General features: G+C 46.9%; 16 protein-coding genes and 1 tRNA gene. 8 read left to right on the forward strand and 9 right to left on the reverse strand.

The window, feature by feature from the left end; genetic code table 11:
- Nucleotides 1-14 precede the first annotated feature (14 nt).
- Together L5M51_RS04630 and orn are read right to left on the reverse strand one after the other, a co-directional pair.
- A tRNA-Gly gene (locus tag L5M51_RS04630) sits at nt 15-90 on the reverse strand.
- A gap of 189 nt (nt 91-279) precedes the next feature.
- Nucleotides 280-825: an oligoribonuclease gene (gene orn / locus L5M51_RS04635; protein ID WP_131523968.1), complete on the reverse strand. Its 546-nt coding sequence runs from the start codon at nt 823-825 to the stop codon at nt 280-282.
- Nucleotides 826-937: 112 nt separating this feature from the next.
- Between orn and rsgA the strand changes: the two genes are divergently transcribed.
- The 5 genes from rsgA (at nt 938) to L5M51_RS04660 (ending at nt 7,840) form a co-directional block, all read left to right on the forward strand.
- The gene (gene rsgA, locus L5M51_RS04640; RefSeq protein ID WP_105250279.1) at nt 938-2,002 is read left to right on the forward strand and encodes a small ribosomal subunit biogenesis GTPase RsgA; all 1,065 of its coding nucleotides are present in this window, start codon (nt 938-940) and stop codon (nt 2,000-2,002) included.
- Nucleotides 2,003-2,064: 62 nt separating this feature from the next.
- Nucleotides 2,065-2,943 carry an archaetidylserine decarboxylase gene (gene asd / locus L5M51_RS04645; RefSeq protein WP_028761759.1) on the forward strand — a complete coding sequence of 293 codons (879 nt, stop codon included), beginning with the start codon at nt 2,065-2,067 and terminating at the stop codon, nt 2,941-2,943.
- 6 nt (nt 2,944-2,949) lie between these two features.
- Nucleotides 2,950-3,831 (forward strand): DMT family transporter, encoded by an 882-nt coding sequence (locus tag L5M51_RS04650; RefSeq protein ID WP_263171791.1) that lies wholly within the window; start codon nt 2,950-2,952, stop codon nt 3,829-3,831.
- A gap of 68 nt (nt 3,832-3,899) precedes the next feature.
- Entirely contained in the window at nt 3,900-7,103 is a 3,204-nt protein-coding gene (locus L5M51_RS04655) for a mechanosensitive ion channel domain-containing protein (RefSeq protein WP_263171900.1), read from the forward strand.
- A gap of 14 nt (nt 7,104-7,117) precedes the next feature.
- Nucleotides 7,118-7,840, forward strand: a complete 723-nt coding sequence (locus tag L5M51_RS04660) for a glycerophosphodiester phosphodiesterase (protein WP_263171792.1) — start codon at nt 7,118-7,120, stop codon at nt 7,838-7,840.
- Between the two features lie 20 nt (nt 7,841-7,860).
- Here L5M51_RS04660 and L5M51_RS04665 read toward each other — a convergent pair whose 3' ends face one another.
- Nucleotides 7,861-8,196, reverse strand: a complete 336-nt coding sequence (locus L5M51_RS04665; protein ID WP_113939153.1) for a DUF3392 domain-containing protein — start codon at nt 8,194-8,196, stop codon at nt 7,861-7,863.
- Nucleotides 8,197-8,288: 92 nt separating this feature from the next.
- Between L5M51_RS04665 and L5M51_RS04670 the strand changes: the two genes are divergently transcribed.
- Nucleotides 8,289-9,224: a D-2-hydroxyacid dehydrogenase gene (locus L5M51_RS04670; RefSeq protein ID WP_263171794.1), complete on the forward strand. Its 936-nt coding sequence runs from the start codon at nt 8,289-8,291 to the stop codon at nt 9,222-9,224.
- 85 nt (nt 9,225-9,309) lie between these two features.
- On the opposite strand, the gene L5M51_RS04675 is transcribed toward L5M51_RS04670, so the two are convergent.
- The gene (locus L5M51_RS04675; protein WP_263171796.1) at nt 9,310-10,884 is read right to left on the reverse strand and encodes a PAS domain-containing methyl-accepting chemotaxis protein; all 1,575 of its coding nucleotides are present in this window, start codon (nt 10,882-10,884) and stop codon (nt 9,310-9,312) included.
- Between the two features lie 261 nt (nt 10,885-11,145).
- On the opposite strand from L5M51_RS04675, the gene L5M51_RS04680 reads away from it, so the two are divergent.
- Entirely contained in the window at nt 11,146-11,337 is a 192-nt protein-coding gene (locus tag L5M51_RS04680; protein WP_076498521.1) for a bacterioferritin-associated ferredoxin, read from the forward strand.
- 275 nt (nt 11,338-11,612) lie between these two features.
- Here L5M51_RS04680 and L5M51_RS04685 read toward each other — a convergent pair whose 3' ends face one another.
- Nucleotides 11,613-12,269 (reverse strand): thiopurine S-methyltransferase, encoded by a 657-nt coding sequence (locus L5M51_RS04685; RefSeq protein WP_263171798.1) that lies wholly within the window; start codon nt 12,267-12,269, stop codon nt 11,613-11,615.
- A 102-nt stretch (nt 12,270-12,371) separates the two neighbouring features.
- Nucleotides 12,372-12,713 (reverse strand): hypothetical protein, encoded by a 342-nt coding sequence (locus L5M51_RS04690; protein ID WP_105250285.1) that lies wholly within the window; start codon nt 12,711-12,713, stop codon nt 12,372-12,374.
- A gap of 249 nt (nt 12,714-12,962) precedes the next feature.
- Here L5M51_RS04690 and L5M51_RS04695 point away from each other — a divergent pair, with 249 nt between their 5' ends.
- The gene (locus L5M51_RS04695; protein ID WP_263171800.1) at nt 12,963-14,771 is read left to right on the forward strand and encodes a protein kinase domain-containing protein; all 1,809 of its coding nucleotides are present in this window, start codon (nt 12,963-12,965) and stop codon (nt 14,769-14,771) included.
- A gap of 20 nt (nt 14,772-14,791) precedes the next feature.
- On the opposite strand, the gene L5M51_RS04700 is transcribed toward L5M51_RS04695, so the two are convergent.
- From L5M51_RS04700 to L5M51_RS04710, 3 genes are all read right to left on the reverse strand, one after another.
- Nucleotides 14,792-17,200, reverse strand: a complete 2,409-nt coding sequence (locus L5M51_RS04700; RefSeq protein WP_263171802.1) for a zinc-dependent metalloprotease — start codon at nt 17,198-17,200, stop codon at nt 14,792-14,794.
- A 128-nt stretch (nt 17,201-17,328) separates the two neighbouring features.
- Nucleotides 17,329-21,045, reverse strand: a complete 3,717-nt coding sequence (locus tag L5M51_RS04705; RefSeq protein ID WP_263171804.1) for a response regulator — start codon at nt 21,043-21,045, stop codon at nt 17,329-17,331.
- Between the two features lie 215 nt (nt 21,046-21,260).
- Nucleotides 21,261-22,655: a PhoH family protein gene (locus tag L5M51_RS04710; protein ID WP_105250289.1), complete on the reverse strand. Its 1,395-nt coding sequence runs from the start codon at nt 22,653-22,655 to the stop codon at nt 21,261-21,263.
- Nucleotides 22,656-22,957: the final 302 nt, after the last annotated feature.

The following is a 22,957-nucleotide window of genomic DNA, read 5'->3' on the forward strand; positions in this document are numbered from 1 at the left end:
ACTAARTTTTAATTTGGAGCGACATATCGGGTTCGAACCGATGACCTATACCTTGGCAAGGTATCGCTCTACCAACTGAGCTAATGTCGCTTTTTGCATCGCTGCTACATTTACCTTCAACATTAACAAAGGTATCGCCTTTAACCTTTATCAACTGAGCTAATGTCGCATTCAATCTAAATGACCGAACATCTCTGTTCGCATCAAAAAGTTGAGGCCGCATTATATGAAAAATTCATGCGGCTGCAACCCCTTCTTGCATATTTATCTACTGATCGGTCAAATTTTAAATACTTTGCTGCGATAATACTGCAATTCAGCGATCGACTCTTGGATATCCTGCAGTGCTTGGTGAGTATTTTGCTTCTTAAAACCGTCCATCGTTTCTGGACTCCAACGCTTCACTAGCTCCTTAATCGTACTGACATCCACATTGCGGTAGTGGAAATAATCTTCCAGCTCGCGCATATAACGATTTAAAAAGCGTCTATCTTGACCAATGCTGTTACCACACATTGGAGAAGCACCCTTAGGAACATACTGTTCTAAGAAGGCAATAGTCTTAGCCACGGCTTGCGCTTCGGTTTCTTGGCTAGCACGAACGCGATCAATCAACCCAGACTCACCATGATGCTTTTGATTCCAATCGTCCATGGCGGCCAGCACATCATCTGACTGATGAATCGCGATAACCGGACCTTGACCGATAATATTGAGTTCTTGATCTGTCACTAAAGTGGCAATTTCAATGATCCTGTCGACGTCGGGCTCTAACCCTGTCATTTCCAAATCGATCCAAATGAGATTATTTACATCTGCCGTCATAAATCAGCCTTATCATGTCAGTTAGCCTAAATTCAGGCTTTTTTATTCAAGAGCGTGTATCATACTGCTTTTTTCCGACACAAAAAATCACCTAATTGACGAAGACGAATCAGTGAGTAAAAAGAAACCCCTAAGCCAAGGTCAATTACGCCGTATGCGCGCTAATCACGAGAAGCGACTCAATCGTGACAGTGGCGATAAAAATACGCCAGAGTTACAGGATAGTTCATTGGGGCAAGAACAGCCCGGTACTGTGATTTCACGTTTTGGCCAACATGCCGACATAGAAACTGAAAGCGGCCAAATTGTGCGCTGTAATATTCGCCGTGCCGTCACCAGTTTAGTGACTGGCGATAAAGTGATCGTACGCTTAGCCATTGAGAGCCAAGCCAATAGCGGCATCGCAGGTATTGTTGAAGCCGTTCATCCACGTCGCTCATCACTTACACGCCCAGATTTATACGATGGCGTGAAAATCATCGCCTCGAATATCGACCAAATTTTGATTGTCTCCTCGGTATTACCCAGCTTTACCACCCAGATCATCGACCGTTATTTAGTGGCCGCTGAAGATACCGATATTCCGCCTATCATCATTTTGAATAAAATTGACTTGCTCAATCCCGATGAAGCGCAGGCAATCGATGAAGCGCTACAGCGCTACAAAGACATTGGCTATCCGGTTTATAAGGTCAGCAGCAAGCTTGGCGATGGTATCGATACCATCAAAGGCATACTCAAAGATAAAGTCAGCGTGTTTGCCGGCCAATCTGGTGTGGGGAAATCATCGATCATCAATGCATTACTACCCGATGCAGAGCTTATTATCGGCGATGTTTCCGATAACTCAGGTTTAGGTCAACACACTACTACCACTGCTAAGCTGTTGCACTTGCCTAGTGGCGGCGATTTGATTGACTCCCCAGGCGTGCGCGAGTTTGCCCTATGGCATCTTCCTGCACAACGTGTCGGCTGGTGCTTTATCGAGTTTCGCGAGTATCTTGGCGCATGTAAATTCCGCGATTGTAAACACGGTGACGATCCCGGCTGTGCACTTCAAGAAGCCCTGAGCCAAGGTAAGATCAGCGCAGATCGCTTTAATAATTACCATAAAATTATCGCCAGCTTAGATGAACAACGTCATGCCCGCCATTTCCGTGCGGCCACTGATGAATAACGACTTATTGATAAATAACAACAGTCTCAGCAAAGATTGAGCAGTAAGAAAAGGAATTGAAATTGGATAAAGTCAAAATTGCGCTGCAGTACATGCTGCCGAAACACTTATTATCTCGTTTAGTGGGTAAACTCGCCGCCGCCGAAGCGGGCGCGTTAACCACGGCCGCCATCAAGTGGTTTATCAAGCAATATAAAATTGATATGAGCGAAGCGGCGCAGAGCGAACCAGAAGCTTATAAAAGCTTTAATGCTTTTTTTACCCGCGCCCTTAAACCCGGTATTCGTCCGTTAGATATGGACGCCGATATCATGGTGCATCCAGTCGATGGTGCGGTAAGTCAGTTAGGCCCAATCAAAAACGGTCGCATCTTCCAAGCTAAGGGTCATCACTATTCATCGTTAACTTTGCTTGGCGATCAAGCCGAAGATGCTAAACGCTTCGAAGGCGGTGATTTTGCGACTATCTATCTGGCGCCTAAAGACTATCACCGTATCCACATGCCGATTAAAGGCACGTTATCAAAAATGACCTATGTACCTGGCGAACTGTTTTCGGTGAATCCGTTAACGGCGAGACACGTACCCGGTCTGTTTGCCCGTAACGAACGCGTCGTGGCGATTTTTGAAACCGAATTAGGTCCACTGGCTATGGTGTTAGTTGGCGCAACAATTGTTGCCAGTATTGAAACCGTCTGGGCAGGCACAGTCACGCCGCCGACAGGTAAGCAAGTCTTCACTTGGGAATATCCAACCCAAGGCCCAGATGCTATCACCTTAGACAAAGGTGAGGAAATGGGTCGCTTCAAGTTAGGCAGTACTGTGGTGATGTTGTTTGCTAAAGATGCTATCGCGACATTTGCTGAAGGTGTTGAAGCCGAAGCAGTGACACGTATGGGACAAGCCTTCGCTAACCTGAAAGACGTTAAGCAAGCGGATTAAGCTTTCTTGAGTTCTGCTAAACCTTCGGGATTAATTGAATTGCATCTGGCTGTGCTGCTATTTGGCGGCACAGCTTTGTTTTCTAAATTAATCCCACTCAGTGCCCTCGACATCACCTTTCTGCGCTGTATCGTCGCTGCCACAGTGTTAGGTTTGCTAGTCAAATTCAGCCGTAAACGGCTAACGCTGGCAAGCAAACAAGATTATCTAGTCGCCATCGGGCTTGGGGTTATCGTCAGCCTGCATTGGGTGACTTATTTTGCGGCCATGCAATTATCGTCGGTCGCCATTGGCATGATTGCATTTTTCACCTATCCGGTGATGACAGTGATTGCCGAGCCGTTACTGACAGGTAATAAGATAAAATTACACGATATGCTCAGTGGTGTGTTAGTGCTGATTGGGGTGATATTACTGATCCCTGAGGCCAATTTAGGTAACGACACTACGCTAGGCATTGCCATCGGCATAGTGTCCGCCATCTTGTTCACCACCCGTAACTTATTGCACAAACGCTACTTTTCCCAGTACAGCGGCCCCCATGCCATGTTCTATCAAACTTTGGTCGCTGTGATGTTCCTGATGCCGTGGCACCAAACGGAACTGGGCAGTATCTCATTAGAAGTGTGGGGATTAATTATTTTACTCGGCGTCGTCTTTACCGCAGCGCCACATGCGCTATTTACTTCTGCGCTGAGGCAACTCAGCGCCAAAACGGTTGGGCTAGTCTCTTGCTTACAACCCTTTTATGGCGCCATGTTAGCGCTGATCATTTTAGGTGAAGAGCTCAATCTCAACACCCTAATTTGTGGCACTATCATAGTCGCTACCGCCATCTTCGAAACCCATCAATCGCACCAATCACAGCGGCGAAAAAAGAACGCCTGAAACATACCAATCTCAACGCAATTTGGCTAATATGGAGCGTCTTTCGCCCCTAAATGTCTTTAGCCTATATGCCACGTATTTTATTGTTCATTATTGCTTTTTTCACATTTTCCGCACTTGCCAATTCGCCTTTGCAGTTGGACAAACGTCTTGGCATGAACAAGCAAGATCAGCAACAAAATCTCAGCATTGACGAACAAATTAACGAACTAAAAATTAACATAGAAAAACTCGCCGCCAACGCAGCCAGTTTCCAACAAGCGCAGATTGATTTTGAACAACATAAGAAGCGCACTAACCAAGCACTGAAAGATGCCTATAAGCCTTTATCTCTGGAAAAAGGTACTGACCTCAGCCAGCAGGCTTCCATGGCCTATATTCGCTTGTCTGAACTTAAAGAAAGCGAATCCACCCTTGGCCGACAAGTTAACGATTTATTGCTACGTCACAATGACTTACCTACCGTTATCGCCAGCGCGAGGCAAACTGTCGCCCAAAACAAAAAAGCAGAACTCGCCCCGCTAGATACCCCTACGGGAGAGTTACAGCAAACTCAACGACTCTTCTTTGAACAAAGCCTTGCCACCGATGAAGCAGAACTTGCCAGCAGCCAAAAACGCATTGAACTGACGCAATTACAATTACAGCTAGTCCGCCAACAACTGGTGCAGCAAGAAGCCTTGATCGAAACCATCAACAAGGCAATCAATAAACAACGTCAGCAACAAACGGATGCCACCCTAGCCAAAAACTTAGTTAATACCGAAAAAGTCATCGATCCTATCACCCGTAATATTGCCGACACTAACCAGATTTACGGCCAAAAGCTGCAAACGTTAACTTTGCAGATCAATAATGTGGTCGAACAGCAGGAACAGGCAGAAACCCAATATCAATCCCAAGCCAAACAACTGGCAAACATCCAAGAGCAGATCACTTGGGTCAAAATGAACTCCGCCTTTGGTGAGCGCTTTTTGCAGATGTTGCAATCACTGCCTAAACCACCGAATCACGAAAAACTGCAAACGCTGATCGCCGATGCGCGCTTAGACAGATACCATTTAGAGCAACAACAAGCCCTCAATGAGCAAGAATTAGAACAACCCGGCTTATACAATGAGCAGCAGATTAAGCTCTTACACTCGCAACAGAGTTTGATCTCGCAGTTGATGCAAAGCTATGACCAATACTTGAGTGAATTAGGCAAGCTGAAGGTCAATTACCAACAACTGAGTCAACAGAATCTCACCCTCAAAAATACCCTTAACGAACATTTATTCTGGGTGCCTAACGCTGCAAGTATCAGTAAGTTATGGCTTACGGATCTTGAGCGCAGCACGGTTTGGCTTGTGCAACAAGCACAGTGGGATGAACTGGGAAAAGCCTGGGATGAACAAAACGATTATTGGTCTTGGTGGATCATATTGCTGGTACTGTGTTTAGTCGTACAAGACTTGATCACTCCTAAATTCAATCGCTTGCTAAATCATTACACCACTTATGTGGGCAATGTGACCCAAGATAAATTCATTTACACTCTCAAAGCGCTCGCCTGCAGTATCAGCTATGCGTTGATAAAACCTTTCCCAGTGATCATGGCGGGATTGATTTTCTATCATTCCGATCGCAATTTTGTGCAAGCAGTGGGTATGGGCATACTGGCGATTGGTTTAGTGTATCTCTTATATCGCTTCATCTTTATTCTGACGCTCGACAAAGGCGTACTCGTGGGCCATTTCAAACGCCCCTCAAAACTTATTCAAGCGGGACAATCACGGCTCAGACACTTTGTGCTGATTGCTAGCCCATTATTGGGTCTGATGGGCTTTACCGAAGTGCTCGACACATCACTGGTGCGTAATAGCATAGGCCGCGGCGCATTCATTATTTTCTGTATCGTTTTATTCTTGTTATATAAAGATATTTTAATCCTCAGCCGTAAAAACTCAGATGCCAAGAAAGACGGTAAAAACAAAAAACTTATTCAGAAAATGCTCTGGACCTTGCTGATTTCTGTGCCTCTTTTAAGTGCAGGCTTAGCCTTTAGGGGTTACTACTTCACCGCTTTCCAAATGCTGTTACAACTGCAATTATCTATCGTGCTGGGTCTGGGTTTCTTGCTCTTATACCAATTGATCAAACGGTGGATGTTAATCGAACGCAGGCGTATCGCCTTCGATCGCGCCAAGGCAAAACGTGCCGAACGCTTAGCCCAAAGAGAGAAAGGCGAAACCCATCATCTCTCCGCCGATGGACTCGATACCTATGAAGAACCCGTGGTCGATCTGGAAACCATTTCGAGCCAATCCCTTGGCCTAGTGCGTTCACTCTTATTATTGGCCTTTTTAGCCAGTTTGATTGGTCTGTGGACTCAAACCCATACGGCGCTGTTTTCTTTCCTCGATGGCATTACGCTGTGGACGACTAATACCAGTGTGAATGGCTTAGAGCAACAATTGCCCATTACCATGAAATCACTGATGTTTGGGCTGATAGTGGTGGGTTTCTCGTTAATGATTGCCACCAATTTACCCGGCCTACTTGAGCTAATGATCCTGCAAAGGCTTGATCTCTCGCCCGGAACGGGTTTTGCGATCACAACCGTCAGTCGTTATCTGGTGGTTTTCCTCGGACTATTAATCGGCTTCTCTAATCTCGGGATGGAATGGTCTAAGTTGCAATGGCTGATTGCCGCACTATCGCTCGGTTTAGGTTTTGGTTTGCAAGAAATTTTCGCCAACTTTATTTCGGGTCTGATCATTTTGTTTGAGAAACCCGTGCGTATTGGCGACACAGTGACAATTCGTGATTTAACAGGGACTGTCAGTAAAATCCAAATTCGGGCGACAACGATTATTGATTGGGATAGAAAGGAAATTATCATCCCTAACAAGGCCTTTATCACAGAGCAGCTGATCAACTGGTCCTTGTCAGATCCTATTACTCGGGTCATTGTTTATGTGTCGGTGGCGCGGGATTCAGACCCTGCCAAAGTTGAAGCGACCCTGTATCAAGCGGTGCAAGAGTGTGAAGATGCACTTGCCAGCCCAGAACCTGAAGTCTGGTTTGCCGGCTTTGGTAAACATACCCAAGATTATGAAGTGCGCGCCTATGCAAAAGATATGTCGGCACGCTGGCCACTGCGCCATGATTTACATAAACGAGTGACTAAAAAACTCAAAGAAAACAATCTCGAACTCGCCTACCCGCAGATGGAAATCCATATTAAGAATGGTCAAAATCGCGAGCAACAAGGCATTATTAGAAGCTAATAGGATCGCAGACCATGCTTATTTTTGCTCACCGCGGCGCCAGCGGTTATCAGGCCGAAAATACCTTAGCCGCCATGGCTAAAGCGTTAGAATTAGGTGCACAAGCCGTCGAACTCGATGTACATAATGTCGAAGGTGAGTTAGTCGTGTTCCACGACCGAAGGCTTGATAATAAAAGCTCGGGTACGGGCGTCATTCACTTAGTGAGCAAGGACTATCTAGCAAGCATCAATGTGAAAGGTGAATCCATTCCGACGCTATGGCAAGTACTTGAGCTGATTGCGGGGCGCTGCATAGTCAATATAGAGTTAAAAGGCATTAATACTGTCACGCCGTTAATCGACTTATATCCAAAGGCTTTGAGTCAGCTTGGTTTTAATAAGGAGCAGTTACTGATCTCTTCTTTTAATCACCCCTATCTGTATGAACTTAAACAGGCGTTGCCGGATGCGTTAGTCGCACCACTGCTTGCCAGTATTCCACTCGAAGGGGCTGCGGTAGTAAGCGAACTGAATGCCTATTCATTGCATTTAGATGTGAGTTTTATCAGCCAAGCGCTAGTAGACGACGCCCATAACCGAGGTGCCAAGGTTTATGTTTATACTGTCGATCATATTGATGATATTCATGCGCTTAAGCAGATAGGTGTCGATGGCGTGTTCAGCAATTACCCCGATCGCGCCATGCAAGCCTTAACTCAAAAGGCAATGGCCAATTACTCTGGCTACTTTGAGTAACGGCCAAAATAATCATGATATTAAGCTTGGCTATTTCGCTGAGCCCAATAACCGATAAAAATAAACATGGCCACAATTAACAGAAACATCCAATGGGATGGCATAGCCACTATGTGTCTTGCCACCCAAGGCGTGGCTTTCACGATTAATAGGCCATAGCCAAAGGCATTCACAATAATAAAAACAAATGTTCGCAGCACAAAAGAATGCCCCAACAAATGACGCCTTAAGATACGATTTACATCCGCTGAAAAAACCAAAATAAGACACACCACCATAGCGGTAGCAATATCGAAGGCCCAAGGGCGAAGCATATTACCTAACTGGGCAATAATGGCGACTAATTGATCAAACATAGACTTAACCTAAAAAGATGCAGCGCAATCCATCTTAGTGGCCGCGACAGCGTATTGAAAAATAACAATAACCAAGCATAAAGGGAGACGCCATGGGGCACAAGTTACTCTTGCTAACAAAGGCAAATCAACAGTACCGCGATTTGATTGAGGCGCAGAAACTCCCTGATTTAGAGATACTCGATGATAATCCAGCGGGCATAATTGATGCAGATATTTGGTTAGCCGAACCGAAACTCGCCGCCCCCCTATTGCCCCATGCTAAAAATCTGCAATGGCTACAATCAAGCTTTGCTGGCATAGATGCCCTGATAAGCCCAAGGGGCAGAAAAGACTATCAACTCACCAATATTAAAGGCATTTTCGGCCCGCTGATGAGCGAGTATCTATTCGGTTATTTACTCGCGCATATCCGCGGCCATCGTTTTTATCGCCAGCAACAAGGACAAAAACAGTGGCTGATTCAACCCCAGCACCGCCACTCAAGTTTACAGGGCATGCGATTGCTCTTGCTTGGCACAGGGTCAATAGCACAGCATTTAGCGAAAACGGCAAAACACTTTGGCATGCATGTTACTGGTATCAATAGCAGCGGTAATGCCGTAGAAGGTTTTGATGCCATAGAAGCGATGGCCAATTTAGGCCAAGTGTTGACACAGGCCGATGTGGTTGCAAATCTACTGCCAAGCACTCCTGCAACGCATAATCTTCTCAATGCTGACATGTTAGCTATGTTAAAAACTGATGCAGTGCTGTTTAACGTCGGCCGCGGTGATGTACTCGATCTCGATGTGCTAAATACCCAGCTGATCGCTAATCCTAGTCAGCAAGCGATCTTCGATGTATTTGCTCAGGAACCTTTGCCCAATAGCCACCCTATTTGGGAACGGGAAAATGCCGTGATCACGCCGCATATTTCGGCGCCAAGCCATCCTGCACAAATCGTCGATATCTTTAGCCAAAACTATCGCCGCTACATCATGGGTAAACCACTGCAGAATCGAGTCGACTTTAGTAAAGGTTATTAGATCAGAGATAAGAAATTGAGTTAGAAATCAGTAAAAGAAAAGGCAATAATCAGACTATTGCCTTTTTATCTTAAATTTTAGGCAGTTAAACCCTAAAACTGCGCTTTAAGAATTGATCGACCAATACCGAGTGAGAATCCATCTCGCGGGTCACTTCGTCATTCAAGCCGACCATTTCACTGCCGAGTTGATGACTAGAATGGGTAAATTGCGACACATTCACCACGCTGCGATTCATCTCATTTGCCACACTCGATTGCTCTTCAACCGCGCTGGCAATATGGTGCGTCATATCGGTAATGGTCGAAATAGCCTCACGAATCGTACGTAATGCCGTACCCGCTAAATCCGCCGTTGAAATACATTCGGAAGCGGCAACCACTCCTTGCTGCATACTGATAACAGCTTTATTCGTCCCCTGCTGCAACAGATTAATCATACTGTGGATTTCTTTTGTGGCATCGTGAGTACGTTGTGCCAGCGCCCGTACTTCGTCAGCAACGACAGCGAAGCCACGACCTTGCTCACCCGCCCTAGCCGCTTCAATTGCCGCATTCAATGCCAGTAAATTCGTCTGCCCCGCAATACTCTGAATCACATCGAGCACTGTGCCAATATCTTTACTGTGGGCTTCTAACTCAGTAATTACTTTTGACGTTTGTTGCAGTTGCTCCGCCATAGCTTGAATCGAGCGAATAGTGCTCGACACCGTTTTATCACCATTGATAGTTTCAGCGGATGCCATTTGCGTGGCACTCGCCGCATCGGCACAATTGGAGGACATATCGCCTAATGTGGCGGTCATTTCCTGCATCGCTGTAGCAACTTGTTCTATTTCAGATAGTTGAGCCTGACTGGTACTCTGGATTTGTTTGCCCTTGGCGGCAGATATTTTGGCCTGTTCTGACACGTTATAACAGGAATCCGATGCACGCCCAAGAATCGACTTAAGCTCTGAATTCTGCATTTGCAGTGCTAAATCAATCGCGCCAAGATCATCACTGCTTCCACTATAAATATGCGCCATCAAGGGGTTATCGTAGATATGCTTCGCCTTAGTCACTAAAGCATAGTAACGACTCAGCACCAGATTACCGCCCACCAGCAATACTAGGACACTTATCGCTAGGGCAATAAAGCCCATTAAGCCAATTTGCAGAGCAAGGTAAAACATAGGTAGCATGGCAACCAATGCGAGTAACAGCAATTTAACTGGCATATCCAAGGTACGTTTTAACGCACTGACGCTGCCCTTTTTGTTCAACTCCGCATAGGCTATTTCTGCACGCTTAACCTGATCGCGTGTGGGTTTAGTGCGTACAGATTGAAACTCGACGACTTTGCCATTAACTGAAATCGGTGAGACATAGGCATCGACCCAATAGTGATCGCCATTGGCGCAGCGGTTTTTCACTATCCCTTTCCAAGGCTCGCCTTTTTTGATACATCGCCACAGATCTTCAAACGCTTGCGGAGGCATATCTGGATGACGCACCATGTTGTGGGGCTTGCCTAGCATGGCATCGAGGTCGTAACCGGCAACGGTACAGAAAGATTGATTGGCGTAAGTGATATGACTTTGAGTATCCGTAGTCGACAATAAAATCCAATCCGCTGGATAATCATATTCTCGCTGTGTAACTGGTAGATTTGTTCTCATGAAACCTTATGGATCTTTGATTAATTCTTCGTTATTCATCCATGAGTTATCCATCCGTGAGGCATCATCACCCTGACTCTGTATTCCTAAACCTACTTCTAAAACTGCCTAGCTTTTTAGTGCTAAAACACACCTAGCATAGACGATAAAATGTGCGCCATGTAACAAAAGAGTTAAAGTATGAAAATCACCCAAAAAACATGATTGCATTTGATAAGCGTTTTCATTTAGAATTAGCACAATTCGATTGGAGACTAATATATGTACGTTTGTCTTTGCCATGCGATCACTGATACGCAAATTAAAAACGCAGTAAGCCAGGGCGATAGCTCGCTTGCTGACGTAAAAAAGCGCTTAGGTGTTGCCGATCAATGTGGTAAATGCGCCAGAATGGCAGTGCAGATCATTCAAAACCAACTAGAGCTTGAGCCTAATTATTACGAAGTCGCATAGAGTTCATCGCGAATAGCGTGGTAAAGGGTAAGTCACTCACCAACAAACTTCCGACAAGTTAAATACACGCTGACTCAAGCAAACTTAATCCAGCTCAAGCAAACTCAATCCAAAAAAGTCCCGCGACAACAAAGCCTTCTATCCGCCACTTCGTCTTAAATAATCTTGCCAGTTTAGACTTTAGATATGATGTTTTAATGACAAGCCCACTGAACTCCAAGCTCGAAAGCCGCGAATAATTCAATGGGGTTACAGATCCAACTTCCGAGTCAAGCCTACTTACGTTTCAACAAATAGGCCGCTTCATTAAGCCAAGGCACTGCTTTCTTAATAAAACGTGGATTGTCGGCCAACACATCTTGCGACGCTAATACTTCAATATCAAAATCCTCACTTAGATGCTGCTCTACCCAAGTAGAGGATACCGCAAAAGGCGGGCCGATAAGGGATTCTTGCGGATAATCTAAAGTCACTAATAAACCGACACTGCCGCTAGGTAATAAGCTCGCTAACTGCTTGGCATATTGTGCACGCATACTTTCTGGCCATGCGATCAAAGCCGCGCGATCATAAAATGCCGTCACGTCTTGAGTGATAGCCTTAGGTAGGGTGAAAATATCACCCTGATACAAGCTGATCTGTTCGGTTTGATAATGCTGGTGTTCACCCACGGCCGTTTGCGTCATCTCGAGTTGGTTATCGCTAAAAAATTGCTGTACTGCCAATTCATTCAACTCACAACCTATGACCTGATGCCCCTGTTCTGCGAGGAAACACATGTCTAGCGACTTACCACATAAGGGCACAAAAACCTTGGTGTCTGCGGGTAATGCAAGCTGCTGCCAATACTTAACGAGGGAAGGATTGATGTCTTGCTGATGAAAACCTATCTGTTGCTGCTGCCACTTTTCATGCCAAAAACCGGGTTCCATGGGTTTATCTCTATTCGCTAATGTTGTCCTTACTCTAATGACATTTTAAAGTGGATGCAAAGCCTCCTGCCATTCGGCAAACTCAGCAATGTAAAGACTAACTTACTGATCTAACGTGGCTTGCACTTTACGCAGCCAAACACAGTTATCGCATTGGCATTGACGGCGTGATAAATGATGTGGGCTTAAAGATGAGTCGATAAAGTCCACGGCGATCAACAACTGCTGTTTTAACTCGGCAATCGATTTTTCGTTCACGGCCACCAGCTCGTCATTCTGGTTCATCCAGATACATTCCATGCCCTGATGACAAGTTAAACATTGCTCGTCTCTATCATTAAAAAATACCGCATGCGGGCAATGGGTCACTTCCATTGACTGTAAAATACGCTTACGCGGATATTCCAAAAGTTCGATCAACAAGGCTTTATATTGGGTGGGCATACGCCCTCCTTAGCTGCACTTTGTCTGTGGGTTAATTAACAAAAATTGATTCCATCTAATGCCCCAAAGATTACCTATAGTCGCGAGGATTTAATTTGATGTAAGTCAAAGTCAGTGACGAAATGATCGTATAGGTAAGCCGCGCCTGACGCTGATCATCAATGCCATTCAAAATACTAAAATAAAGCCACCCGCTATTTGATTATCTCCCCCGCTTACTGGTTAAATGAACAAAACAAGGAGCACAATTTGCAAACACCGCAGCTGCAGCATTTTTATATTTCTGAAGAGCAATCCATTTACTTGCTCAAAGCCAATGATGCCCGTAAACACAAGGCGTGGATCCGCCTCTGTAAACAACAGCTGAGCAAATTAGGTTATACCGATATCGAATTGGTCGGCAAAGGCGCCTACGGTTTCGTGTTTGCGGGTATCAATCAAGCTGGCGATGCCCATGTGTTTAAGTTTTCACGGATTAATCTGCCACAACACATTCAAGATCGGCTCGAAGAAGAAGCCTTTATGCTCTCCTTACTCAAGCATCCCAATGTGCCGGGGGCGATCAAATTTGAGCGAGTAGGTAAACAGGGAATACTCGTGATGGAACGGGCAAAAGGGGAAGATCTCGACCAACTTTGCCGCCGCATGGGCGCCTTACCTACCGCTATGGTCATGAGCATCGCCCGCCAACTCGCCGATATCTTGTATTACCTGCGCACGGGCAAGCCATTAGTGCACGGCGATATCAAACCTTCGAATCTAGTTTACGATATTGAACAACAACACTTATCGTTAATCGATTGGGGCTCAGCGGTATTTGCGCAGCGGGATGAACATAACAAACCCGTCGAAGACAATGTGATGGCGTTAATGTCTAGCGATCAACAACATACCAACGCCCGCATGGGTGATGTGTATTTTATCGGCGAAGAGCAACTCAATGGAGCACTCTCCAGCCCGCGCTTTGACGAGCAAGGAGTTGCCGCGACTCTGTATGCCCTCGCCTCTGGGCAAGCAAGCCGCTTCGGTGCACAGGTGATCTCGCCCACCAGCATTGGCTTACCGATAGAATTAGCCCGTACCTTAGAAGGCATGCTCAGCACTGATCCGCAGCAGCGCAACATTGCCGGCGATTACTTTTTAAAAAGTATGCGCCACAGCCACAGATTACATTTACCTGAACTGCCCAAAGCTGATTTACAGGGTGAAATTCCTGTTTGGGTACAATCCCGCGACAAAGATGTTGAAACCGTCAGCTACAGTTCGCGTAAATCCTTTTTAAAGGAGCACAACGCCCAAGATCCCATCGCTAAGATGGATGATATTCAGCTCGAAAAATATTACCGCAACTTCCTCGCTGGCATGGGCGATACCGAAAAAGGCTTTATCGCCGCAGTGGGTCGTTTAGCGCAATATCCGATCGTGGGTGGTCTGGCTATTCATTGGCAGGAAACCGGCGTGTTTATCGACTCCAATCTTGCGATTTACGATGCAAAGCAAAAAAGTGCGTTAATCATTGCAGTCAACAATATGGTGGATCTTGCACGGGGAATTAAACGTATAGGGGTGTTTAAGGCCTGCTTCTTTAACGCCAAAGACACACTGCATATCGAACGAGCTGACACCAGCGAGCCTTTTGTCGCCAGTGCAGCACTGCAGTTGCCCTTCGAAGTCGGTGACGTACCCACCTTAGAAGATAAGTCACGATTGCACTCTTACTTTGAAGACGGTAAAGATCCCGACGAAAACCTCGAATTGCCGGTGGAGATCATGGAGGAATTAGCCCGCATCAACCAAATTCACCACACAGGCTGCATCATTTTTGAGGCGCTGCCGAATCACTTAAAAATTCACAGTTACTTGAAGCTGCTCAATCCGCGTAAGCAAGCGGCGTTTCGCGCAAGTCTCGATCGCATCTTGCATCATGTCGGAAAAATCCAAGGTCACGGCGTATCGGGCTTTATGAAACTGCCCTACAAAAACACCCGCCGCTTTACTCATCTAGAGCGTAAAGCCGAACACTTTTATCCGAAAAACCCAAAAGAAATAGGCGCCTAATGGCGCCTATGTTCATCGGATTAAATCGGTGATCCCGGCGGTAAGGTTAACGGCTTAGGAATAAGCTTAACCTTAGCATCGGTCAAACCCGCAGCAAGACCCTGTTGCAGCCAAGTATAGTGCGCCGCAAGACTCACATTCGCTCGATTCGACTTCGCTTTCAATTGCTTAATCACAAACTGAGCGCGATCGTTAATCGCAGCCCTAACTTCTGGTGAGGTTTGAGGATCGTGCAGCGTTGCCAGCACTTCATCAATCACCACAGCGTTAACTCGCATCCATACGCCTTCGACCAGCGCGAGCTTATCCTCTTGATACAAGGTCGCCGCAAATAACTTATCCAATAATGTCGTCACCGATAACTGCTCACTATCTGCCATGGATGCTTGGCTGACACGATTCAAGCGTTTAGGCATCAATAGCAAGCTCACGGTATGACGGCTAAACACTTCAGCCATACCGAGAGGGTCGTTAATTGCACCTAGACCTGAATCGAAGGATTCCCGCGTGACATGATAATTCCCCGCCTTTGGCACTAAACTGTCGAGCAAGGTTTGCGGCACAGTTAAACTCGCCGCATCGAGTGTGTTAAGTAGCGCGTCTAAGCCCGTTAACTGCAACTGCGGCGCAATATAGCTCCAGCGGCTGCCTTCACCAATAGATTGATAGTTATAGTCAGTGCCGCCAATAAACTTAGCGACCGCATCGATTTGATAACGCGTCAGCAAATAAATTGGCGCAAAGGCATCGGCTAGCTCGCCCAGTGGCTCATTGGGTAACAAGGCCGCACTGGAGAAATCCGCAATCGCCTTAGTGCGAATTTTATTTAACTTACCCAGCTGATCGATCGGATCGTCACCACTATCCCACAAACTGGCATAGGCCTGACTCGCATCCTTTTGGCGGGAATCGGCCTCACCGATATAACGTAAGCCACGTTTGGCTACATCGGCCAGCAAGTCGACTTGCAGTGCTTGTTGGGTACGGGCATCACCTTGATCGCTATAACCATAGGCAATAGTAAAATCATCCCAAGGACCAACACCTGTAGTGTAAGGTGCGGAAATATCAATATCATTGCCCTTTAGCTGGATTTTCGGATGGGGATAATCCATCACAGAGGCATCCTGATTGGTCGAAGCGGCAAAGTTATGATCTAGCCCTAACGTATGGCCAACTTCATGGGCGGCCAGTTGGCGAATACGCGCCAGCGACAAGGCTGTCGCCGCTTTCTCGGCCGCCACTCTATCCTGCCAGCCAGCGGTTAAGCCTTTGGCAATCAAGTAATCCTGCCGCACACGCAAGCTGCCGAGCGTGACTTGACCCTTAATAATTTCACCGGTGCGAGGATCGGTCAGTGCGGCGCCATAGGACCAACCCCGCGTCGCCCTGTGCACCCATTGGATCATGTTGTAGCGAATATCCTGCGGATCGGCATCTACCGGCAATAACTCAACTTTAAAGCCGTTGATAAATCCGGCGCGAGTAAAAGCCGTCTCCCACCAGCGCGCGCCATCGAGCAACGCCGAACGTATCGGTTCTGGCACACCAGGATCGAGATAATAAGTAATAGGTTTAACGACTTCGCTTGGCGCTGGGCCAGGATGCACTTTCTGTAAACGGTGGCGCAGGATAAAACGCTGCACTAAAGGTTGGTCAAAGGGCATGGCATAATCGCGATACTCATCGGACAAATAACCGCTCATAGGATGATAAGCCCGCGGTTGGTAATCCGAATCGGGAAGCTCAACAAAGGAATAACGCATCCGCACCGACATTAAGGTGCCATCGGGTGTTACCTGTGCGACCTGCGCGCCAGCAACATCGCCTTTAAAGGTGAGTTGCACATCCACATCGGCGTTTTTCTCAAAGGATTTAATCCCTTTGGGTAAGATGACAGAACGGCTCAAATCGAGCTGATAATTGCCCTGCTCTGTTTGTTGCAATACGGAAGACACGCCGTGTAAATCATTGAGCACCAGATCGTTGATCGCTACCAAATCTGGCTTGCCCTCAATCACTTTGCCTTGCCATAACACAGAATCGGCAAAGGCTTCTTCAACCGCTCTTTGCTCGGCGGCATCAGAGGTATTCGCACGATATTGAGTATTGAGTTGCTTGAGTAAAACATAGGGACCTTGGCGCTCAAACTGCACCATACGGGTCTGACCCAGTTGGCCGCGATCGAGACCAATGTCGTTTGAGCCTACGCCCTGTGGCAGGCTAGTAACTAAGATAAAAGGTTGATTTAAACGATTGACCTCAAGATATAACTCTCCCTCAGACTCCTCGTAATAGAGATTAAGAAACCCTTTCGCCTCTTGGCCCTGCTTAATGATCTTGGCGCTAGGCGCCGCTGCCGCGACCGTAACGGTGGAAAATCCTAACAGCGTTATAAATAAGGCTAAGGCTACACTTTGGGGTTTCATCTTTCCTCCTGATTCGGCTGGCTGCGTTATTTACCTTATAAGTCATTGGCATCTTTGATAACTGCTTATCTCAAGCGATTGATTTAAAGTAAATAATGCGAGGCCATCACTGGCCCCGAGCAAATAAATTAACGATTCTGATGCTGGTTCTTGTGTTTGATCCAGTGATTTAATGTTTCAAATAATTCGTTGAGCACTATGGGTTTAGTGATGTGGGCATTCATCCCTGCTGCTAAACTCTTTTCCCTGTCGCCCGACATGGCATGGGCTGTCATGGCAATGATAGGCAGTTCATCGGCACTAAAACGCTCACGCAATGCCCTTGCGGCCGTTAACCCGTCCATCACTGGCATTTGAATATCCATCAACACGGCATCAAACGGCCGCGAGTCGATGGTATCCAGCGCCACTTGACCATTGTCGGCCAGCACCACTTCGTAGCCAGCGCTCTTAAGGAGCTCAGTGGCCACTTGCTGGTTGATAAAGTTATCCTCCACCAGCAGCACTAAACCTGTGTGCTCCCCTTCCTCAACTTGAACTTCAACCATAGGCTGAACCACATTCAATCTCGGTTCATCGGCAAAGGCGGCAATGATCTCATCGAACAGACTCGATGCCTTAAACGGTTTTTGCAGTACGGCAAACACATTGGCACTATCGACTTCATGCTGCAAGGGCTCTGCCGCATAGGCCGTCATCATGATAATCACAGGCCGTTTCGCTAAGCGGCCTTCGGCAACCATAGTATCTATGGCGCTGACCACATCGCTACCGTCCATTTCTGGCATCATCCAGTCGAGCAATAACAGATCGATTGGTGCCCGCGACAGTTTATAAAGCGCTTCTGCGCCGCTGGCGGCAGTATCGACGTCGAAGTGGAAATCTCGCATCAAGGTCGAATAGATTTGCAGTGCCGTCGGGTTATCGTCAACGACTAAGGTGCGTAGACTATTGAGTTTTTCCGGCACGACCAAAGGCTCAATCTTAGCGGCTTCGGCAATTTCAAAACTGATGGTAAAGCTAAAAGTACTACCGACCCCAAGCTCACTCTGCACTTGCATCTTGCCGCCCATCATAGACACCAGATGCTTACTGATCGACAAACCTAAGCCAGTGCCACCGTATTTACGAGTGGTCGAACCGTCGGCTTGGGCGAAGGCATCAAACAGCTTATCCTGTTGATCTTTACCTATGCCGATACCCGTATCGCGCACCCAGAACTTCAAGGTAATCCGATGATCCCGCTCGCCGACATCTTCACAGCCGAGCTCAATCTCGCCAGATTGGGTAAATTTCACCGCATTCGATAGCAAGTTAATCAGCACTTGGCCTAAGCGCAGCGGATCGCCCTTAAGAATGAGTCCCGCCGTCACGGGGGCATATAAGAGTAATTCGACGCCTTGTTCTTGTGCCTTGAGCGCATTGAGATCCAGAGCGTGATCGAGCACTTTATCCAGCGGGAACGGCACCCGCTCAAGCTCCAACTTACCCGCCTCAATTTTAGAGAAGTCGAGAATATCGTTGATGATCCTCAGCAGCGATTGCGCCGAGAAACCGGCTTTTTCGAGGTAATCTTTCTGCTGCGCCGTTAACGAAGTGCGCTGTGCCAACTGCAACATACCGATAATGGCATTCATCGGTGTGCGGATCTCATGGCTCATGTTGGCCAAGAATTCACTCTTGTAGAGGTTAGCGAGTTCGGCGTCTTGCTTGGCTTCAAGCAACGCCACTTCGTTACTCTTATGGCGGGTAATATCCTTATGGGTACCAAGCATACGTTTGGGCTGACCTTCGGCGGTGAACTCCACCACACGACCACGGGATAACACCCAGTGATAGCCGCCATTTTTACCTAACATACGGAATTCAATTTCGAAAGCACCGACGGGATCAGCAAGATACTGAGCACGGTATTCCTCGACGCGAATACGATCGTCGGGGTGGGATAATTCATCAATTGTCGATACTAAAGCGGGGAATTCATTGGTTTTATAACCCAACATAGAATAATAGGCTGGGTTACAAATGATCTGTTCAGAGTCTAAATACCAGTCCCACAGGCCATCTTCCACCGCATCCATAGCTAAGTGATAACGCTCTTCGGACAGGCGTAATTGTTCAGCGGATTCGTATTCCCGCGTCACATCACGCCACACGGCAATCAATCCCTGCAGTTCGCCGCGGCGATTGTAGAAAGGCAGCTTAAGGGTATCGAGCAGCACAGGTTTGCCCGCAAGCTCGACCTTTTCTTGGTAGCGCAGCGGCGTGCGATCTTTTAAGACTTGTTCGTCTTCGGCGCGGATACGTATGCCCATTTCAGGCGAGGTCAGATCCTCAGATGATAAACCTATCATCTCGCGCTCTGTGTAACCCAGCATGCGTTCAGCCGCCTTGTTACAACCTAAATAGTTGCCTTCTTTATCTTTAAAGACAATCGCTTCAGGAATCGAGTCAAGCAGGGATCGCAGTAGCGCATATTCGCGCTCACGCCGCTCTGTGGTGTCTTTTAAGCGTTCAGTACGCCGCGCCACTAGCTTATCGAGCCGCTTATTCTGCTCAGCCAGATGGTGGGTATATTGTTTGTTTTCCTCAAAGATCCGACTGACCAACAAGAACCAAGGCTCCCAGCCACGGGTGATTTTCTCCGGTGGCTTACGTGGCTCTTGGGAGCAGCCCTCAAGGTGCGACAGTAGTCGCGAGGCTGGACTCACAAAAGATCGACGCGTCTGCCAATGCACTATGGTCACCAACACCGACAGGGCGATAACCACTAAAATAAAGGTCAGCTGCAGTTTTTCCCACGAGTCTTGGAATAGGTCGTCTTCATCCTGCAAATACAGTAAACGCCAAGGCGCGTTATGCAGGGCAACCGAGTGAATGTAATAGCCGTTACGAATGATGCCGTCGTGGGCATCGAACAATTCCGACTCAGGTAAAGAATGCAGCTCAGAGGGAATACGTTGGCTGATGTGATAGACCCGATTGATATCTGAGCTATCAAAATCGCTGTGGGATAAAATATTGTTCTGTTGGTCGAGCAAAATCACTGTGCCCGGCATCTTAAAGTAAACCCGAATTTGCCGCGCTAACGAGGCAAGCGTCATGTCTAAGTTGATTGAGCCAATGAACTCATCATCCAAATAAATGGGCACACCTAAAGTGGTCAATAAGCCTTTGCCCGTGGAGTCAACATAGGCTTCACTCCAAAATACACTGCGCTGCGGATTCATTGCTGGGGTAGCGTATTGGAACTGTTTCTTGTTGAGTAATTCGTCCCTAAAACGTTGATCGTCATTCGACCAAGGGAAGTAGGACATGATCCTACGTTTCGACAGGTAATAAATCGCCGAGGCTTTCGGGGCGGCTTCTTTGGCGACGGGGAAGGACAGTGACAGCTCAAACAACATCTCAAGTTCTTGATAGAACTTGTCGTCGCGGCCGTCGAGGGAACCCGCACCAGTAATCCTCCCCATGTTGGTAAAAGGCTCACCGCTCTGGGCGTAGCTAGGTTCTAAGGTAAAATACTGGCCGCTTTCGTTGAATTTACCGTATTGGGGTAAGCGTTCTTTACGCACGAGTTCGCCCAAACGTAAATGATCCACAGCAACGTTGCGTAAGCTTTTTACCGCTCTAATGCTCGACTCAAGTAGCAGATCGATTTGCAATACATGGCGTTGAACCTGCTCTTCACGCTGCTCCATCTGCTGTGCTTTTTGGCGGTCGAAAAACATCCATGCAGTCAACAAAGACATGACGATAACGCCGATGTACGTATAAAAAACGGCACGGTTGTAGTTCTTCTGGATCGGCGATTTTAGTTGGAGATCCGGCTCACTCGATTTCATCCACTACCCTTGATTGCAGCGCTTAATTTCAGCCTACGGCGGCAAAAACTATGAGCTCCATATAGTAGCAGGAAGGAACTGCCAATCACATAAAATAATTGTCAGATAAAGCCTACTCATACCACTGATAAGTCGATTAAAAATCTACTACTCCATAAAATTAAGGCCTCCATATCTGAGGCCTTAGTCATTACCCTAAATTAAACTGACCTGCTTTACAGATGCTCTTCAGCGTATTCCGCTAAGCGTGAACGCACCACGCCATTCAGATACACGTTGGCACTGCCTTCAAAGTCCTTAAAACGTTCGACAATATAGGTTAAACCTGAGGTAACAGCAGTTAAGTAGTTAGAGTCAATTTGCGCTAAGTTACCGCAACAAATCAATTTTGTGCCTTCGCCCATACGGGTGATCATGGTTTTGATCTGCGAGGCAGTGAGGTTTTGGCATTCATCTAATAGCACTATGGAGTTTTGGATCGACCGCCCGCGCATAAAGTTTATCGACTTAAACTGAATGTTAGCCTTCTCCATGATGTAGTTCATGCTGCCCGTGGGATTCACATCATTCTTATGCAGCACTTCGAGCGTATCGGTAATCGCGGCCAGCCACGGCATCATCTTCTCCTCTTCCGTGCCGGGCAAGAAGCCGATAGATTCGGCGATTTCAGGGGTGTTTCGGGTGACAATCACTTTGTCGTAGCGATTACGCTCGACCACCAGTTCCAACGCCGCCGCCATGGCGAGCAAGGTTTTACCGCAACCCGCAGGGCCGGTTAAGATAACCAGATCGATATCGGGATCGAGCAGCGCCTGCAATGCCATGCCTTGATAGACGTTTTTAGGTTTAACACCCCATGCCTCGAGGTTTTTCACCCGCTCACGGCCTAAATCTAAAATATGTAAATGGGTGTCTGTGCGCTCGATAACACGACCGCAAAAATCAGACTCTGTGTCGATAAGATATTGGTTGATATAAAAATTATCATTTTCGAGGTCTTTGAGCGGTACTTCATGCACTGTATGTCTACCGTGGCGCTCGGTGGAGACCTTGTTCAAGTGCTCCCAAAAATTACCTTCAAACTGGTAAAAGCCTTTACTGAGGAAGCGGATATCATCAATCAACTGGTCAGTTCGATAATCCTCAACCAATTGAATACCCGCACCTTTGGCTTTAAGGCGCATATTGATATCTTTGGTGACTAAGACAACGGTACGGGGATGATGTAGGTTTTGTAGATGTAGCGCGGTATTGATAATGCGATTGTCGTTTCCATCTCCTGGCAGTGCGCCTAAGGTAAAATCGACAAGGTGATCAGGGAAAATTGAGAGCGAACCGACGGCATCGGCATGACCCTCTCGGCTGGGTAAAGGGACGCCATTGATAATCTGCTCAGGGGTAGTTTCACCGCCTAGGGTATCTTCCAATGCCCTGATAGCAACCCGAGCATCACGACTCACATCACTCTTTCGATCTTTAATCTGGTCCAACTCTTCTAGCACTGTCATCGGAATGACCACATCGTGCTCTTTAAACGAATAGATCGCCAAAGGTTCATGTAGTAACACATTGGTATCCAGTACAAACAACTTTCTGTCGTCTTGTTCCATGGCGCCTCCAGAGTGCTTCATTAAAGTTTAAACACACTTTTGAGTCTCAATAAAAGTTACACGGCTCCTATTACTGGCAAAGCTTATGGCAAAGAATGATCATAAGGTTCAAGTTGATAGCACTTTACTCGCACTTAAACCTTAAGTTGATATTGGCACCAAACTCACGAGATAACAATACAGCAACCATTGTTTACCTTACAGACTCGAAGCAGTGTATAACCGCGGATGTGACATTAGCGTGACAGTTTCATGTACTGGCATGACAATTTTGTCGCTTGTACAATTTGTAATCTAGCACT

The sequence above is a fragment of the Shewanella sp. SM73 genome, from assembly GCF_025653795.1.
Taxonomy (GTDB): domain Bacteria; phylum Pseudomonadota; class Gammaproteobacteria; order Enterobacterales; family Shewanellaceae; genus Shewanella; species Shewanella oncorhynchi.

Coding starts and splice junctions, on each gene's coding strand:
- orn (WP_131523968.1), bottom strand. CDS start 825: ATGACGGCAGATGTAAATAATCTCATTTGGATCGATTTGGAAATGACA.
- L5M51_RS04655 (WP_263171900.1), top strand. CDS start 3,900: ATGCCACGTATTTTATTGTTCATTATTGCTTTTTTCACATTTTCCGCA.
- L5M51_RS04660 (WP_263171792.1), top strand. CDS start 7,118: ATGCTTATTTTTGCTCACCGCGGCGCCAGCGGTTATCAGGCCGAAAAT.
- L5M51_RS04665 (WP_113939153.1), bottom strand. CDS start 8,196: ATGTTTGATCAATTAGTCGCCATTATTGCCCAGTTAGGTAATATGCTT.
- L5M51_RS04670 (WP_263171794.1), top strand. CDS start 8,289: ATGGGGCACAAGTTACTCTTGCTAACAAAGGCAAATCAACAGTACCGC.
- L5M51_RS04675 (WP_263171796.1), bottom strand. CDS start 10,884: ATGAGAACAAATCTACCAGTTACACAGCGAGAATATGATTATCCAGCG.
- L5M51_RS04680 (WP_076498521.1), top strand. CDS start 11,146: ATGTACGTTTGTCTTTGCCATGCGATCACTGATACGCAAATTAAAAAC.
- L5M51_RS04685 (WP_263171798.1), bottom strand. CDS start 12,269: ATGGAACCCGGTTTTTGGCATGAAAAGTGGCAGCAGCAACAGATAGGT.
- L5M51_RS04690 (WP_105250285.1), bottom strand. CDS start 12,713: ATGCCCACCCAATATAAAGCCTTGTTGATCGAACTTTTGGAATATCCG.
- L5M51_RS04700 (WP_263171802.1), bottom strand. CDS start 17,200: ATGAAACCCCAAAGTGTAGCCTTAGCCTTATTTATAACGCTGTTAGGA.
- L5M51_RS04705 (WP_263171804.1), bottom strand. CDS start 21,045: ATGAAATCGAGTGAGCCGGATCTCCAACTAAAATCGCCGATCCAGAAG.
- L5M51_RS04710 (WP_105250289.1), bottom strand. CDS start 22,655: ATGGAACAAGACGACAGAAAGTTGTTTGTACTGGATACCAATGTGTTA.